This is a genomic window from Streptomyces brasiliensis (assembly GCF_014647875.1).
Classification (GTDB): domain Bacteria; phylum Actinomycetota; class Actinomycetes; order Streptomycetales; family Streptomycetaceae; genus Streptomyces; species Streptomyces brasiliensis.
Genome location: NZ_BMQA01000046.1, coordinates 1 through 15,129, shown reverse-complemented (window position 1 = coordinate 15,129; position 15,129 = coordinate 1). Strand labels below are relative to the sequence as shown.

The following is a 15,129-nucleotide window of genomic DNA, read 5'->3' as shown; positions in this document are numbered from 1 at the left end:
CCTAGATCTCGCCGCGCAGTTTGGCGAGCGCCTCGGCGAGGATCGCCTCGCCGTCCGCGTCGCTGCGTCGCTCCCGTACATACGCGAGGTGCGTCTTGTACGGCTCGGTGCGCGGCGGGTCCGGCGGGTTGTCCCGGTCCTGTCCGGCGGGAAAGCCGCAGCGCGGGCAGTCCCAAGTGTCGGGGACCTGCGCGTCGCTGGCGAAGCTCGGCTGCGTCTCATGCCCGTTGGAGCACCAGAAGGAGACGCGCAGACGCGGCGCGGACTCGCCCCGCTCGGCCTCGCCCATCGGCCCCGCCCCGACCCGGCTTCCTCGGATCGCGTTGCCACTTGCCACGGTCGTAACTCCCTGCGTGATGGTGCCGCGAAGCGAGTCGGCGTTTCGCTTCGCTGCGAGCGCCTCAGTCTACGTAAGGCCCAACGCGCGTCCAGTGATTGGAGTTACAACGCCCCCGCTCCCAAGACGCAAGCCCCATGATAGGCCGCGCCGAGGAGCGCGTACCGAACATGGGGCCCTACGTACGGAATGGGCGTGCCTGTGGCACGCCCATCGGTTGTCCGCCGGCGTCAGCTGTTCGTCTTCATGAGCATGGCGAGGACGATGATGCAGGCGAACCAGAGCAGACCGATCACCAGGGTGATGCGGTCGAGGTTGCGCTCGGCGACCGAGGAGCCGCCGACGGAGGACTGCATGCCGCCACCGAACATGTCGGAGAGGCCGCCACCCTTCCCCTTGTGCATCAGCACCAGCAGCATCAGCAGCAGGCTGAAGACGATCAGGGCGATCGAGAACCCCAAAACCACGGCTGGACCAACTTCCTCGGATTCGGATAACGACGGGGGCACGGCACTGTGGCCATGCCCCCGCAAGCGTACGACGGATCGCCGCTACCGCATACTCCCAGCTCGTGTCACTGGTCGCGGAAGCGCACGATCTTGACGAACTCGTCCGCGTCCAGTGAGGCACCGCCGACCAGGGCGCCGTCGATGTCGGCCTTGGCCATGATCTCGGCCACGTTGCCGGCCTTCACGGAGCCGCCGTACTGGATGCGGACCTTGTCGGCCACGTCCTGCGAGTACAGCTCGGCGATTTTGGCCCGGACAGCGCCGCAGACCTCCTGGGCCTCGTCGGAACCGCAGACCTTGCCGGTGCCGATGGCCCAGACGGGCTCGTAGGCGATCACGATGGTCTCGACCTGCTCGGCCGGGACGTCCTTCAGACCGCCCTCGAGCTGGGCGAGGGTGTGGGAGACGTGGTTGCCCGCCTCGCGGACGTCCACCTCCTCGCCGACGCACAGGATCGGGGTCAGGCCGTGCTTGAAGGCGGCCTTGACCTTGGTGTTGATCAGCTCGTCGGTCTCGTGGTGGTACTGGCGGCGCTCGGAGTGGCCGATCACCACGAACGTGCACTTCAGCTTGGCCAGCATCAGGCCCGAGATCTCGCCGGTGTAGGCACCGGAGTCATGCGCCGAGACGTCCTGGGCGCCGTACTTGATCCTGAGCTTGTCGCCGTCGACCAGGGTCTGCACGGAGCGCAGGTCGGTGAAGGGCGGCAGGACGGCGACCTCGACGGCCTCGTAGTCCTTGTCTGCCAGGGCGAAGGCGAGCTTCTGGACGTGCGCGATGGCCTCGAGGTGGTTGAGGTTCATCTTCCAGTTGCCCGCCATGATCGGCGTGCGTCCAGAAGGATTGGATGCTGCCAAGGGTCAGTCCTCCAGTGCGGCGAGGCCGGGGAGCGTCTTGCCCTCGAGGTATTCGAGGGAGGCGCCGCCACCGGTCGAGATGTGGCCGAATGCCTTCTCGTCGAAGCCCAGCAGCCGGACGGCCGCGGCGGAGTCGCCGCCGCCGACGACCGTGAAGGCCGGGGATCCGATGAGGGCCTGGGCGACCGCCTTGGTGCCCTCGGCGTAATCGGGGTGCTCGAAGACGCCCATCGGGCCGTTCCAGAAGACGGTGGCCGCGTCGGCGAGCTTCGAGGCGTACAGCTTGCGGGTCTCCGGACCGATGTCCAGGCCCTCCTGGTCGGCCGGGATGGCGTCCGCGGCGACGGTGGTGGGGTTCGCCGGGGCCTTCGTCTTCAGGTCCGGGAACTCGGGCGCGACGAGGACGTCGACGGGGAGGACCAGCTCGACGCCGCTCTTCTCCGCGCGCTCGATGTACTCGGTGACGGCCGGGATCTGGTCCTCCTGGAGGAGGGAGATGCCGACCTCGTAGCCCTTGGCCTTGAGGAAGGTGTACGCCATGCCGCCGCCGATGAGGAGGCGGTCGGCCTTGGCGAGCAGCTCGTCGATGACGGCGAGCTTGTCGGAGACCTTGGCGCCGCCGAGCGCGACGACGTAGGGGCGCTTGACGTCCTCGGTGAGCTTCTTCAGGACACCGACCTCGGTGGCGATGAGATAGCCGGCGTAGTGCGGCAGGCGGGCCGGCAGGTCGTAGACCGAGGCGTGCTTGCGGTGCACGGCGCCGAAGCCGTCACCGACGTACACGTCGGCGAGGGCTGCCAGCTGGTCGGCGAACTCGCCGCGCTCGGTGTCGTCCTTGGAGGTCTCGCCCGGGTTGAAGCGCAGGTTCTCGATGACCGCGACCTGGCCCGGCTGGAGGCCGTTGACCGCGTCGTGCGCGGCCGGGCCGACGGTGTCCTGGGCGAACGCGACCGGGGCGCCGAGGAGTTCGGCGAGCCGCTCGGCGGCGGGCAGCAGCGAGAAGGCCAGGTCCGGGGCACCCTTGGGACGGCCCAGGTGCGAGGCGACGACCACCTTGGCGCCCGCCTCGGCGAGGGCCTTGACGGTGGGCAGGACGGCGCGGATACGGCCGTCGTCGGTGATGAGGCCGTCGGCCAGCGGGACGTTGAGGTCGGCGCGGACGAAAACCCGCTTCCCGTCCACGCCTTCGGCGAGCAGTTCGTCGATGGTCTTCATGAGGGGACTCCTGAGAAGGGCTCTTGATCGTACGAGGGCTGATCGACCGTACAGAGAGGGTCGATCTGCACGTGCGTCAGGGCTCGGGCAACGTGACCGCTGCCCGAGCCCTGCTGGCGCATCAGGTGCCTGCTCTGCCGATCAGAGCTGGTTGCCGACGAAGACCGTCAGGTCGACGAGGCGGTTGGAGTAACCCCACTCGTTGTCGTACCAGCCGATGACCTTCACGTTGTTGCCGTCCTGGACCATCGTCAGGGAGGAGTCGAACGTGCAGGACGCCGGGGCGTTGACGATGTCGGAGGAGACAATCTGGTCCTCGGTGTACTCGAGGAGACCCTTCAGCTCGCCCTCGGAGGCCTTCTGGAAGGCGGCGTTGACCTCTTCCTTGGTGACCTCACGGGAGAGCTCGACGACCAGGTCGGTGACCGAACCGGTCGGGACCGGGACGCGCATGGCGAGGCCGTCCAGCTTGCCCTTGAGCTGCGGCAGCACCAGGGCGGTGGCCTTGGCGGCACCGGTGGTGGTCGGAATGATGTTCTCGGCGGCGGCACGCGCGCGGCGCAGGTCCTTGTGCGGGAAGTCCAGGATGCGCTGGTCGTTCGTGTACGCGTGCACCGTGGTCATCAGACCCTTGACGATGCCGAAGTTCTCGTCGAGGACCTTCGCCATCGGCGCCACACAGTTGGTCGTGCAGGAGGCGTTGGAGATGACGTGGTGGTTCGCCGGGTCGTACTTGTCGTGGTTGACGCCCATCACGACGGTGATGTCCTCGTTCTTGGCCGGAGCCGAGATGAGGACCTTCTTGGCGCCGCCGGCGATGTGCTTCTCGGCGTCTTCCTTCTTGGTGAAGATGCCGGTCGACTCGATGACGATGTCGACGCCCAGCTCACCCCAGGGGATGTCGGCCGGGTTGCGCTCGGAGAGAACCTTGATGGTGTGGCCGTCGACCGTGATGGTGTCGGCGGTGTGGGAGACCTCCTGCTTGAGACGACCCAGGATGGTGTCGTACTTCAGCAGGTGAGCGGTGGTCGCGGTGTCACCCAGGTCGTTGACAGCCACAACCTCGATGTCTGCACCCTGCTCCAGCAGCGCGCGGAAGTAGTTACGACCGATGCGGCCGAAGCCGTTGATGCCTACGCGGATCGTCACGAACCGATCTCCTCGTTGGTACGCCGGCCATGCGGTGCCGGCGAGCTGTATTTGGGATGTCCCCGACCACCCCTGACCCTACCTCTCTGAGGCTCCCGGGGTGACATCGAGATGCCGCATACACGGGCAGGCGGTCCGTACCAGCCAGTAGGGGTACGGACCACCATGGGCCGGGTGCCGAACTGTTCTGTTGTATTACGGAATGTCGCCCCGCCGGCCGCCTTTGTCACTCGTTCGTGAGCGCGTCGGCTCACTTGTCGAGTGCCGCCTGCGCCTTCCCGATGAGCGCCGTCCGATCGGCCGCCGCGGCGACCTGCTCCAGGCCGAAGCCCAGCAGCACGGTGTCGTCCGTGGTGACCGTTCCGTACTTCTTGATCAGGACTCCCGTGCGCGTCCAGTCCTTCAGGACCGCGCGGGACTGCCCGCGGGCGTGAACCCGATGCGCTTCTCGAACGCGTCCAGCGCCTTCGTCTCGGGCTCGGAGCCGGGGCTCGCGCCGCGGTAGGTCTCGCTGGTGGGGTTGGGGGACGAACCCTCGTCGTCGTAGCCCCACTTGTAGGCGAAGTTGCGGTTGAGGTCGACGCCGTCGCCGGTGGAGATGGCGCCGTCGCCGTTGACGTCCCGCAGGTTCTTGCGCCACAGGCGGGTGTCGGAGTCCTGGAAGGTGTAGTCGTAGCCGTCGGGGCTGGCCGACAGCACGAACCACAGCTCGGTCGAGTCGACGACCTTCTTGACGCGCTTGTCGGTCGTGTAGTGGTCCAGGTGGTAGTGGAGGAGCCGCCGTGTCATCTCGGGCGTGATCCACTCGCGCGCGTGCTGGTTGGACATGTACAGCACTGAGGGTTTCGTGCCGTCCTTCGACTTCTTCGCGTTCTTGGTGAGTTTGAGCGCGAGGATGTCCTGACCCTCGAGGGTCTTGCCGATGGACTCGACCTTGGTGAGGCCGGGTGGGCCTGTGCCGTGCCGAGGATCTCCTCGGCCAGGCCGCCGCTTCCGCTGTATGGCCGGAGGACGCCACCGAAGGCGTCCTCCGCCCGGTTTCCCGGGCCCGGCCAACAGCGAGATCAGACACGCCCTGTGTCTCATGAACCGTTCCTTGGCAGTGCGCGGAAGCCCCCGCACTGGCACGCCCCGAACGGTCTTGGGCGCACTGGTCGTCCGCTTTCGCACCCCGGTCGGCGACACGGATCGCGTCCGTAGTCCGAGCCGGGCGGGCGAAACCCCTGCCGATCTGGCCACGCTGGGAGCAGCCAGAGGTGGCGGAGAGGCCCTGACCCATCTCGCCGGTGGAACAGGGGCCCCGCGCACTGGCGCCGCGCCCGACGTCTCAGATCGCTCCGCGAGCTTAGCCCGGCCCGGTCAAGGCGCCGCATGCCCTGGGCCCAGGGCATCACACGATCGAGCTAACTCGGCCTCGAACAAGCCCAGTACACTTCGATGGGTGCGCGAAGGCCGACATCGACGGCCCAAGCCGACGTGGGCACCGGCGAGTTGAGCGATCGTCACTACCCCGCGAGGTTGTCGGCCAATTCCTCGCTGAGGTTGGCCTCCGTGCCCGGGATGCCCAGGTCCGAGGCACGCTTGTCGGCCATGGCCAGCAGCCGGCGGATACGGCCGGCGACGGCGTCCTTGGTCAGGGGCGGGTCGGCGAGCGCACCCAGCTCCTCCAGCGAGGCCTGCTTGTGCTCCATGCGCAGTCGGCCGGCGGCAGCGAGATGCTCGGGCACCTCGTCGCCGAGGATCTCCAGGGCGCGCTGGACGCGGGCTCCGGCGGCGACGGCGGCACGCGCCGAGCGACGCAGGTTGGCGTCGTCGAAGTTGGCGAGCCGGTTCGCGGTGGCCCGCACCTCGCGGCGCATCCGGCGCTCCTCCCAGGCCAGCACGGACTCGTGCGCGCCGAGGCGGGTGAGCAGGGCGCCGATCGCGTCACCGTCACGGACGACGACCCGGTCCACGCCTCGCACCTCGCGGGCCTTCGCGGCGATCGACAGCCGGCGGGCGGCGCCGACCAGCGCGAGCGCGGCCTCCGGGCCGGGGCAGGTCACCTCGAGGGAGGAGGAGCGGCCGGGTTCGGTCAGCGAGCCGTGGGCCAGGAAGGCCCCGCGCCAGGCCGCCTCCGCGTCACAGGTGGCGCCGGAGACCACCTGCGGGGGCAGACCGCGGATCGGGCGCCCCCGGCCGTCGACCAGGCCGGTCTGCCGGGCGAGCTGGTCGCCGCCCGCGACCACCCGCACCACGTACCGTGAACCGCGGCGCAGTCCGCCGGGCGCCATCACGATCAGCTCGGAGCTGTGGCCGAAGATCTCCAGGATGTCCCGCTTGAGGCGGCGGGCCGCCATCGCGGTGTCCAGCTCCGCCTCGATCACGATGCGCCCGCTCACCAGGTGAAGGCCGCCGGCGAACCGCAGGATGGCCGAGACCTCCGCCTTCCTGCAGCAGGTCCGGGTGACGGGGAGCCGGGAGATCTCGTCCTTCACCGCTGCCGTCATCGCCATGGGCCGATCCTTCCATGCATCCGAAAAATACGGTCGTACGCGGCGGCCAGCAGCTCCGGGTCGTGCCGGGGCGAACCGTCGGTCCGGGCCACCGGCGCGAGCTCGACCGCGGCTCCGAGCCGCTTGGCGGCCTCGGTGAGCGAGTCGCGGTCGGGCACGGCGGCCTCGTCGGCCAGCACCACGTCCAGGGCGAGTTTAGGGGCGTGTCGCCCCAAAACCTCCAAATGACGCTGCGGGGAGAAGCCCTCGGTTTCGCCCGGTTGCGGGGCGAGGTTCAGCGAGAGCACCCGGCGCGCCTTGGTCTGGGTGAGGGCGTCCAGGAGCTCGGGGACGAGCAGATGCGGGATGACCGAGGAGAACCAGGAGCCTGGGCCCAGCACCACCCAGTCCGCGTCCAGGACCGCCGCGACGGCCTCGGGGACGGCGGGCGGGTCGTGCGGCACGAGGTGCACGGACTGCACCTCACCGGGCGTGAGGGCGACGGTCGCCTGCCCCCGCACGGTGCCGACCTGGTCCGGCCGGGCCGGGTCGTGGCCCTTGACCAGGGCCTGGAGCTCCAGCGCGACGGCGGACATGGGCAGCACACGACCGTGCGCGCCCAGCAGCTTGCCGACCAGGTCCAGGGCCTGGACATGATCGCCGAGCTGCTCCCACAGGGCGACGATCAGCAGATTGCCGACCGCGTGGCCGTTGATCTCGCCCTGGGACTGGAAGCGGTGCTGGATGACCCGGGCCCAGGTCTGACCCCAGTCGTCGTCCCCGCACAGCGCGGCCAGCGCCTTGCGCAGATCGCCGGGCGGCAGCACGCCCAGCTCGTCGCGCAGGCGTCCGCTGGAGCCGCCGTCGTCGGCCACCGTGACGACGGCGGTGAGGTCGCCGGTGATCCGCCGCAGTGCGGCGAGCGAGGCGGACAGGCCCATGCCGCCCCCGAGGGCGACGACCTTGGGCTGGGCGCCGCGCCGGCGCGCGCGGCCGCCCCGGGCCTCGGCCGGCCGTGTGGTGCGCCCCTCGGCGGAACGGCTGGCGCGGGCTTCGGGCACCACCCGGCGCAGCCTGCTCAGCCGCGGTGTACGTTCCGTCATTCCCGTCCCATGTCCCGGTGCACGACCACCGTCTCCACTCCCTCGGCCGCGAGCCGCGCGGCGAGCTTCTCCGACATGGCCACCGAGCGGTGCTTGCCACCCGTACAGCCGATGGCGATGGTCACGTAGCGCTTGCCCTCGCGGCGGTAACCGGCCGCGATGAGCCGCAGCAGCTCGGCGTACCGGTCGAGGAACTCCTTGGCGCCGGGCTGGTTGAAGACGTACGCCGCGACCTCCTCGTTGAGGCCTGTGAACGGGCGCAGCTCCGGGACCCAGTGCGGGTTGGGCAGGAAGCGCATGTCCGCGACCAGGTCGGCGTCGACCGGGAGGCCGTACTTGAAGCCGAATGACATCACGGTGGCCCGCAGCTCGGGCTCCTCCTCGCCGGCGAACTGGGCGTCCATCTTGGCACGCAGTTCGTGCACGTTGAGGCTGGAGGTGTCGATCACCAGGTCGGCGTCGCCGCGCAGCTCGCGCAGCAGCTCCCGCTCGGCGGCGATGCCGTCGACGATACGGCCGTCGCCCTGGAGAGGGTGCGGGCGGCGCACCGACTCGAAGCGGCGCACCAGGGCCTCGTCGGAGGACTCCAGGAAGACGATGCGCCGTGTGACGTTCTTCGCCTCGAGGTCGGCGAGGGACTCGCGCAGGTTGTCGAAGAACCGCCGGCCGCGCACGTCGACGACGACCGCGATCCGCGCCACGTTGCCCTGCGATCTGGCGCCCAGCTCCACCATGGTGGGGATCAGGGCGGGCGGGAGGTTGTCCACGACGAACCAGCCGAGGTCCTCCAGACACTTGGCGGCCGTCGACCTGCCTGCTCCGGACATGCCGGAGATGATCACCAGCTCGGGGATGGCCGCGTCGGGGACCCCGGCTGTGGTGGCGTCCGTACTCACCTGTGCTCCGTTTTCCTGCTTCTGCTGCTGATCCTCGCCGTTTTCCTTGTGCGCGCGATCTCGCTGCGCTGTGGGCCTTGCCTCGTGCTCGGTCATCTCTCCTGCCCCCGTCGTTCGTCCGGGACGCCCGCGGACACGGGCTCCCCCGAGGAACCCCCCGTCGTGTCGGGTTCCTCGTCATCCATGATCTCTCCGGTCGCCGTGTTCACGGCGGGTACGGCCGGGGCCGCCGCGGCGAGGGCCGCGGCGATGGTCTCGGCCGTCTTGCGGCCTATCCCGGGCACCTCCTGGATCTGCTCGATTGTCGCGGACCTCAGCTTCTTCACCGAGCCGAAATGCTTGATCAACGCCTGTTTGCGCGTCTCGCCGAGGCCCGGCACGTCGTCCAGCGGGCTGGAACGGAATCGCTTGGCCCGCCTGGTCCGCTGGTAGGTGATCGCGAAGCGGTGGGCCTCGTCGCGGACGCGCTGCAGCAGATAGAGGCCCTCGCTGCTGCGGGGCAGGACCACCGGGTCGTCGTCGTCCGGCAGCCAGACCTCCTCCAGGCGCTTGGCGAGGCCGCAGACGGCGATGTCGTCGATACCGAGCTCGTCCAGCGCCCGCTTGGCGGCCGCGACCTGCGGCTTGCCGCCGTCCACCACGACCAGCTGGGGCGGGTAGGCGAACTTCCGGGGGCGGCCGTCCTCGTCCTTCAGGCCGTTCCCGTCCTCGTCGACCCACTCGCCGGTCTTCTCCTTCTCGGCGAGATAACGCCTGAAGCGGCGGGTGATCACCTCGTGCATGGAGCGGACGTCGTCCTGGCCCTCGAAGCCCTTGATCTGGAAGCGGCGGTACTCGCCCTTGCGCTGCAGGCCGTCCTCGAAGACGACCATCGAGGCCACGACATCGTCGCCCTGGAGGTGCGAGATGTCGTAGCACTCGATCCTGAGCGGGGCGCTGTCCAGGTCGAGGGCGTCGGCGATCTCCTCCAGGGCACGGGAGCGCGTGGTCAGGTCGGAGGCTCGCTTGGTCTTGTGCAGGGCGAGCGCCTGCTGGGCGTTGCGCTGCACGGTCTCCATGAGGGCCTTCTTGTCGCCGCGCTGCGGGATGCGCAGCGACACGTTCGAACCACGGCGGTCCGTCAGCCACTCCTGGACCGGTGCCACCGGGTCGGGCAGGGCCGGGACCAGGACCTCCTTGGGGACGGCGTCGCCGGACTCCTCGCCGTAGAGCTGCTGGAGTGCGTGCTCGACGAGGGCGTCGGTGGTGACGTCCTCGACCTTGTCGGTCACCCAGCCGCGCTGACCGCGGACGCGCCCGCCGCGCACGTGGAAGATCTGGACGGCGGCCTCCAGCTCGTCCTCGGCGACGGCGATGAGGTCGGCGTCGGTCGCGTCGGCGAGCACGACCGCGTTCTTCTCCATGGCCTTCTTCAGGGCCCCGATGTCGTCGCGCAGGCGGGCCGCCCGCTCGTACTCCATCTCCTCGGCCGCGTCCGCCATCTGCTTCTCCAGGCGGCGCAGATACGTCCCTGTGCGACCGGCCATGAAGTCGCAGAACTCCTCCGCCAGTTCACGGTGGTCCTCGGCGGAGATGCGCTCGACGCAGGGCGCGGAGCATTTGCCGATGTACCCGAGGAGGCAGGGGCGGCCGGTGCGGGCGGCGTTCTTGAACACGCCGGCCGAGCAGGTGCGCACCGGGAAGACGCGCAGCAGCAGGTCGACCGTGTCGCGGATGGCCCAGGCGTGTCCGTACGGCCCGAAGTACCTCACGCCCTTCTTCTTGTGACCGCGCATCACCTGCACGCGCGGGAATTCCTCGTTCATCGTCACCGCGAGGTAGGGGTAGCTCTTGTCGTCGCGGTACTTGACGTTGAACCGGGGGTCGAACTCCTTGATCCAGGAGTACTCCAGCTGCAGCGCCTCGACCTCCGTGGACACCACGGTCCACTCCACGGACGCGGCCGTGGTGACCATGGTCCGGGTGCGTGGGTGGAGGCTCGCCAGGTCCTGGAAGTAGTTCGCCAGGCGCTGGCGCAGGCTCTTCGCCTTTCCGACGTAGATCACCCGGCGGTGCTCGTCGCGGAACTTGTAGACCCCGGGAGTGTCCGGGATCTCTCCCGGCTTGGGGCGGTAGCTGGAGGGGTCGGCCATGTATCACACCCTACTGTCGCGGGGTGACACTCCGACGGGCCTGTGGACAACGCCGAGCCCTGCCACCGGCCGGTGGCCGAGCGAAGCCGGTGGGCGGCGCACCTGTGCGCAGCATCACCACCAGAACCGGGCGTGCCGCGATCCTGCCACCGCGCGGCGTGGCCCTGGAAAGCGCTCACCGGGTGCCGGTCGCGGCCCGGGCCGCGGTGGGACGCTTCGGCCGGGCGGCTGTCTCGGGAGGGCACGGCTCGGCCAGGTGCGAGCCGGGGTTGTCTCCGAGGTGTTGTCGGCGGTTGGTCAACACGCTTCAATGCGGGGGAACTCGGGGCCGTGAACGACGGCGTCCGGATCGGCGTACTGCTGTGCGGACGCCCCGGCGCCCACGGGGTGGCCCGGAAACCCGCGCGAACGGTCTGACCAACCGTTGACATTCACAGAAAGGCCCCTGTGCATGCGGCATGCCATACAGCACGCGGACATCGCCACCGAGGAACTGGACACCGCCCTGCGCGGCGGCCCCTTCCACGTGGCGCTGCGCGCCGCGATCGCCGCCCGCGGACTGCCGCTCCAGCGCGTTCAGCACCATCTGTCGCGGTACGGGGTCAAGGTGGGCGTCACGAGCCTGAGTTACTGGCAGCAGGGCGCCCGGCGCCCCCAGCGTCCCGAGTCGCTGCGGGCCGTACGTGCGCTGGAGGAGATCCTGCAACTGCCGGACGAGTCGTTGATCCGGCTCCTCGCCGAGACCGACGAGAGCTCGGCCGGCCGGCGTCCGGCAGTGCGCTCGTACCGCTCGCTGGTCGAGGCCACCGGCGTCCTCGACCGGCTCCATACCGAGCTGGGCTGGTCCCTCGACGGCGGGCTGCAGGCCCTCGGTCACCACGAGCGCATACGGATCGGGGCGCACCGCCGGCTGACCGGTCTCGAGTCGCACCACATCGTGCGGGCCCACCGCGACGGTGCGGACCGCTTCGTCGCCGTCCACCACGGCGACCCGGGCTGCGCGCCGGAGCGCATGACGGTCCATGCCCTGGAGAACTGCCGCACGGGACGCGTCCGGGTCGACCAGGACACCGGCGTGCTCGTGGCCGAGCTGCTCTTCGGCACCCGGCTGCACTCCGGCGACACCTACCTCTTCCGGTACGCGGTCGAGGACGGCACGGCCGGGGCCTCGCGCGAGTACGTCCGCGGTTTCGACTTCCCGGGCGGCCAGTACGCGCTCCAGGTGCGCTTCGACGCGAGCGCCGTCCCGGTGCGCTGTCACCGCTTCGCCCAGCACTCGGCCGCTGCGCCGCGCCGCGGCCGCCATGAGCTGCCCCTGATCGGACCGCACCGCTCCGTGCACCTGGTCGAGCCCCGGGTGCGACCGGGCCTCGTGGGGATCGCCTGGGACTGGGGGGAGTGACGGGCGCCCCGCGCTCCCGCCCCTCAGGCGGCGCCGGGTCCCGCGACGATCTTGCCGTCCGTGGCCTTGACCGGCAGTTCGTTCAACGGCACCGTCGCCGGCGACTGAACCACCTTTCCGGTCAGGGCGTCGAACTCGCTCCCGTGACACGGGCAGATCAGTGTCGTCCCCTGGAGCTTGTTGATCGCGCACCCCGCGTGCGTGCAGACGGTGCTGTACGCCTTGAGCGTGCCCTGTGCGTCCCGGCTGACGACCACGTTGTGGTCCCGGTAGAGCTTGGCGCTCCCCTTCGCGACCTCGCTCTCGGCCCCGAGCTCGACCGGCGCTGTCGGCGTGGCGTCCGCCGTGGTACCGCCCCCCGGGGCCGAGCACGCGGCGATGCCGAGCCCGGCGATCGGAGTGACAGCGGCACCGCGCAGGACGGTGCGGCGGCTCGCGGAGGGTCGGGCGGGCATGGCGGTCTCCACTGGTCGGGGGCGGTGCAGGCCGACGATACCCGGGGGGATCGTCCCGGATTCGGGTGGGTCGGGAGTGGAGCGCGGATGGGAACCGGGATCGTCTCGCGGCGGTACCGGGACCGGACACTCGCAGGGGGGCGAGACCGGGCCGGGATGGGTTCGAGCGGGACGTAAACGCTTGCGTAAGCGTTTACGTACGGCCATGGATGGGATACCGTCCCGGCCAGAAGCCGACCGGACGGCCGCCGATCGCCGTCCCCGGGCGGGTGCCCCCGCAAGGGGAGCCCGTGCGAGTGTCCGGAGGGAGCACCATGCCCACGATGGCCGACGTCGCGCGGAGCGCCGGAGTCTCCGTGGCGACCGTCTCCCATGTGCTGAACGGCACGCGGCCCGTGCTGCCCCACACCCGCCAGGCCGTCCTGGACGCGATCGACGAGCTGGGCTACACGCCCAACACCCTCGCCCGCTCCCTGGTGACCTCCCGGACCCGGTCCATCGGGCTCGCGGTGTCGGCGATCAGCAACCCGTACTTCACCGAGATCCTCCAGGGCGTCGAGGCCGCAGCCCTGGAACACGGCTACAGCCTGCTCATCGCCGACCCGCACGACGACCCCGAGCACGAACGCAAGGTCGTCCAACTGCTCCACGAGCGACGCGTGGACGGCCTGATCGTCGCCCCGTCCGCAGAACCGCGCGAACTCGTCGCCTACCTCGGCCGCCACGCCGTACCCACCGTGTTCCTGGACCGCTTGATCGACGAGCGAGCCGACCCTGCAGGCCAGGCCGACGGCCTTCCTCGCTTCGACCAGGTCTGCGCCGAGAGCACCGAGCCCATGTCCCGGCTCGTCACCCATCTCGCCGGCCTCGGTCACCGCCGCATCGGGCTGGTCGCGGGCCTCCCCGGGCTCAGCACCACCAGCGAACGGATCATGGGCTACCGGCACGGGCTCGCCGCCGCCGGGCTGCCCCACGACGACCGCCTCGTGATCCCCGGCAACTCCGAGTCCACCGGCGCCGAACGGGCCACCGCCGCTCTGCTGTCCCTCGTGGCCCCTCCCACGGCGCTCATCACCGCCAACAACGCGATGACCATCGGCGCCCTGCGCGCCCTGCGCGATCGCGGGGTGTCCGTGCCCGACGACCTCGCTCTGTGCTGCTTCGACGACTTCGCCTGGGCGGACCTCTTCTCGCCCCGGCTCACCACGATCGCCCAGCCCAGCCGGGAGATCGGCGCGCAGGCCGTCCGTGTGCTGCTGGACCGCCTGGCGGCGCCGGACCGACCCGCCCGGACGATGCGGCTGCCCTGCACGTTCGTCCACCGGACGTCGTGCGGGTGCGAGGAGGCTCCGGCCGGCTCGGGGCAGCGACGCGAGCCGGCATCCCCGCTCTCCGGGGCGTCCGCACGCCATGGACAGCCCCCGCCCTCCGTCGTGCGGTCCCGGCCGAACGAACGGTCCGGGAAGCGGCACCACACGGACCCGTCCGAGCACCCCAGGAAAGGAAGCGTCTCGTGATCGTCGTCGCCGGTGAGGCACTGATCGACCTGGTACCGCAGGGCACGGGTGCCCTCGCGAGCCTGCGGCCGGCGCTCGGCGGTGGCCCGTACAACACGGCGGTGGCCCTCGGCCGCCTCGGCTCCCCCACGGCGTTCTGCTCTCGCGCCTCGTACGACGCCTTCGGCGAGGCCCTGCTGGACGGGCTGCGCGGGGCGGGCGTGGACGTCTCGGGTGTCCAGCGCGGTACGGAGCCGACCACCCTCGCGGTCGCCACCATCGACGGCCATGGCTCAGCGGCCTACTCCTTCTACGTCGAGGGCACCGCCGACCGCCTCTTCTCGGCCCCTGGCGCTCTTCCGGACTCGGCACGCGCGGTGTCGTTCGGCACCTGTTCGCTCGTCCTGGAACCGGGGGCGAGCGCCTATGAGGAGTTGATGCGGAGCGCGGCCGGGGAGGGGCTGTTCACCGCGCTCGACCCGAACATCCGGGCGGGTCTGATCCCGGACGCCGACGCCTATCGAGAGCGCTTCAGGAACTGGCTGCCGTCGGTGACGCTGCTGAAGCTCTCGGCGGAGGACGCGGAGTGGCTGGACGGCACTCCGCGTGAGTGGCTGGCCGCGGGCCCGTCGGCCGTGGTGGTCACCCGGGGTGGTGAGGGGCTGACCGTCTTCACCCGGGACGGCGCCGAGTACTCCGTGCCGGGTGAGAAGGTCGACGTCGTGGACACGATCGGCGCCGGTGACACGGTGAACGCGGCTCTGCTGCACGGCCTCGCCGCACAGGGCGCCCTGTCCGCCGAGTCGCTCGCAGGTCTGGGTGCCGGCGGCTGGACGCGGCTGCTGCGGTTCGCGGCACGGGCGGCGGCGATCACTTGCGCACGGGCGGGGGCGGAGCCGCCGTATGCCGCTGAACTGGGCGACTTCCAGCAATGGTCGGCGTGAGGCGTTCGGGGCCGGGTTCCTCTGTGGGGTTGTCAAGGTTCGGCTGAGCATGCGGTTCGTGGGACCTCTCGATCCGCAGGGCCAGGGTGGCTGATGGTGGAATCGGGTAGGAGGGCCGGGTCGCCCGGCCCTCCTCCCACACCACCGGACATGCGGGTCA

The 15,129-nt window shown here is 70.4% G+C and carries 13 protein-coding genes and 1 pseudogene; 3 read left to right on the top strand and 11 right to left on the bottom strand.

The genetic code is table 11. The annotated features are described in order from the left end of the window. Position 1: 1 nt before the first annotated feature. The 10 genes and pseudogenes from IEZ19_RS37815 to uvrC all read right to left on the bottom strand — a co-directional run bounded on the left by IEZ19_RS37815 (position 2) and on the right by uvrC (position 10,672). Positions 2–337: an RNA polymerase-binding protein RbpA gene (locus IEZ19_RS37815; RefSeq protein ID WP_078066843.1), complete on the bottom strand. Its 336-nt coding sequence runs from the start codon at positions 335–337 to the stop codon at positions 2–4. A gap of 230 nt (positions 338–567) precedes the next feature. After that, positions 568–798: a preprotein translocase subunit SecG gene (secG, locus tag IEZ19_RS37810; protein ID WP_189315948.1), complete on the bottom strand. Its 231-nt coding sequence runs from the start codon at positions 796–798 to the stop codon at positions 568–570. Between the two features lie 113 nt (positions 799–911). Next, a complete protein-coding gene (gene tpiA, locus IEZ19_RS37805; RefSeq protein ID WP_189315947.1) occupies positions 912–1,667 on the bottom strand; it encodes a triose-phosphate isomerase in 756 nt (251 codons plus the stop codon). A 39-nt stretch (positions 1,668–1,706) separates the two neighbouring features. Further along, entirely contained in the window at positions 1,707–2,918 is a 1,212-nt protein-coding gene (locus IEZ19_RS37800) for a phosphoglycerate kinase (RefSeq protein ID WP_189315913.1), read from the bottom strand. 141 nt (positions 2,919–3,059) lie between these two features. Beyond that, positions 3,060–4,067 carry a type I glyceraldehyde-3-phosphate dehydrogenase gene (gene gap / locus IEZ19_RS37795; protein WP_189315912.1) on the bottom strand — a complete coding sequence of 336 codons (1,008 nt, stop codon included), beginning with the start codon at positions 4,065–4,067 and terminating at the stop codon, positions 3,060–3,062. A 429-nt stretch (positions 4,068–4,496) separates the two neighbouring features. Further along, positions 4,497–5,104: pseudogene (locus IEZ19_RS37790) on the bottom strand (M14 family zinc carboxypeptidase); the annotation flags it as partial. 468 nt (positions 5,105–5,572) lie between these two features. Further along, positions 5,573–6,562 (bottom strand): DNA-binding protein WhiA, encoded by a 990-nt coding sequence (gene whiA, locus IEZ19_RS37785; protein ID WP_030642347.1) that lies wholly within the window; start codon positions 6,560–6,562, stop codon positions 5,573–5,575. Beyond that, complete coding sequence (locus tag IEZ19_RS37780) at positions 6,553–7,644, bottom strand: gluconeogenesis factor YvcK family protein (protein ID WP_189315911.1); 1,092 nt, start codon at positions 7,642–7,644, stop codon at positions 6,553–6,555. Before IEZ19_RS37780 ends, whiA begins: the two co-directional genes overlap by 10 nt. Beyond that, a complete protein-coding gene (rapZ, locus tag IEZ19_RS37775) occupies positions 7,641–8,636 on the bottom strand; it encodes an RNase adapter RapZ (RefSeq protein WP_189315910.1) in 996 nt (331 codons plus the stop codon). The genes IEZ19_RS37780 and rapZ overlap by 4 nt, the downstream gene beginning before the upstream one ends. Further along, positions 8,633–10,672 carry an excinuclease ABC subunit UvrC gene (gene uvrC, locus IEZ19_RS37770; protein WP_189315909.1) on the bottom strand — a complete coding sequence of 680 codons (2,040 nt, stop codon included), beginning with the start codon at positions 10,670–10,672 and terminating at the stop codon, positions 8,633–8,635. The genes rapZ and uvrC overlap by 4 nt, the downstream gene beginning before the upstream one ends. Positions 10,673–11,123: 451 nt before the next feature. Between uvrC and IEZ19_RS37765 the strand changes: the two genes are divergently transcribed. After that, complete coding sequence (locus IEZ19_RS37765) at positions 11,124–12,074, top strand: hypothetical protein (RefSeq protein ID WP_189315908.1); 951 nt, start codon at positions 11,124–11,126, stop codon at positions 12,072–12,074. 23 nt (positions 12,075–12,097) lie between these two features. Here the strand turns inward: IEZ19_RS37765 and IEZ19_RS37760 are convergent, their stop codons facing one another. Beyond that, complete coding sequence (locus IEZ19_RS37760; protein WP_189315907.1) at positions 12,098–12,529, bottom strand: Rieske (2Fe-2S) protein; 432 nt, start codon at positions 12,527–12,529, stop codon at positions 12,098–12,100. 314 nt (positions 12,530–12,843) lie between these two features. On the opposite strand from IEZ19_RS37760, the gene IEZ19_RS37755 reads away from it, so the two are divergent. Next, a complete protein-coding gene (locus tag IEZ19_RS37755) occupies positions 12,844–14,046 on the top strand; it encodes a LacI family DNA-binding transcriptional regulator (protein WP_189315906.1) in 1,203 nt (400 codons plus the stop codon). Continuing rightward, complete coding sequence (locus IEZ19_RS37750; RefSeq protein ID WP_189315905.1) at positions 14,043–14,969, top strand: carbohydrate kinase family protein; 927 nt, start codon at positions 14,043–14,045, stop codon at positions 14,967–14,969. The genes IEZ19_RS37755 and IEZ19_RS37750 overlap by 4 nt, the downstream gene beginning before the upstream one ends. The last annotated feature ends 160 nt before the right edge of the window (positions 14,970–15,129 follow it).

Bases quoted from the DNA above. Each gene is read 5' to 3' on its own strand.
- tpiA (WP_189315947.1), bottom strand. From the start codon at position 1,667: ATGGCGGGCAACTGGAAGATGAACCTCAACCACCTCGAGGCCATCGCG.
- IEZ19_RS37800 (WP_189315913.1), bottom strand. From the start codon at position 2,918: ATGAAGACCATCGACGAACTGCTCGCCGAAGGCGTGGACGGGAAGCGG.
- whiA (WP_030642347.1), bottom strand. From the start codon at position 6,562: ATGGCGATGACGGCAGCGGTGAAGGACGAGATCTCCCGGCTCCCCGTC.
- IEZ19_RS37780 (WP_189315911.1), bottom strand. From the start codon at position 7,644: ATGACGGAACGTACACCGCGGCTGAGCAGGCTGCGCCGGGTGGTGCCC.
- rapZ (WP_189315910.1), bottom strand. From the start codon at position 8,636: ATGACCGAGCACGAGGCAAGGCCCACAGCGCAGCGAGATCGCGCGCAC.
- uvrC (WP_189315909.1), bottom strand. From the start codon at position 10,672: ATGGCCGACCCCTCCAGCTACCGCCCCAAGCCGGGAGAGATCCCGGAC.
- IEZ19_RS37765 (WP_189315908.1), top strand. From the start codon at position 11,124: ATGCGGCATGCCATACAGCACGCGGACATCGCCACCGAGGAACTGGAC.
- IEZ19_RS37760 (WP_189315907.1), bottom strand. From the start codon at position 12,529: ATGCCCGCCCGACCCTCCGCGAGCCGCCGCACCGTCCTGCGCGGTGCC.
- IEZ19_RS37755 (WP_189315906.1), top strand. From the start codon at position 12,844: ATGCCCACGATGGCCGACGTCGCGCGGAGCGCCGGAGTCTCCGTGGCG.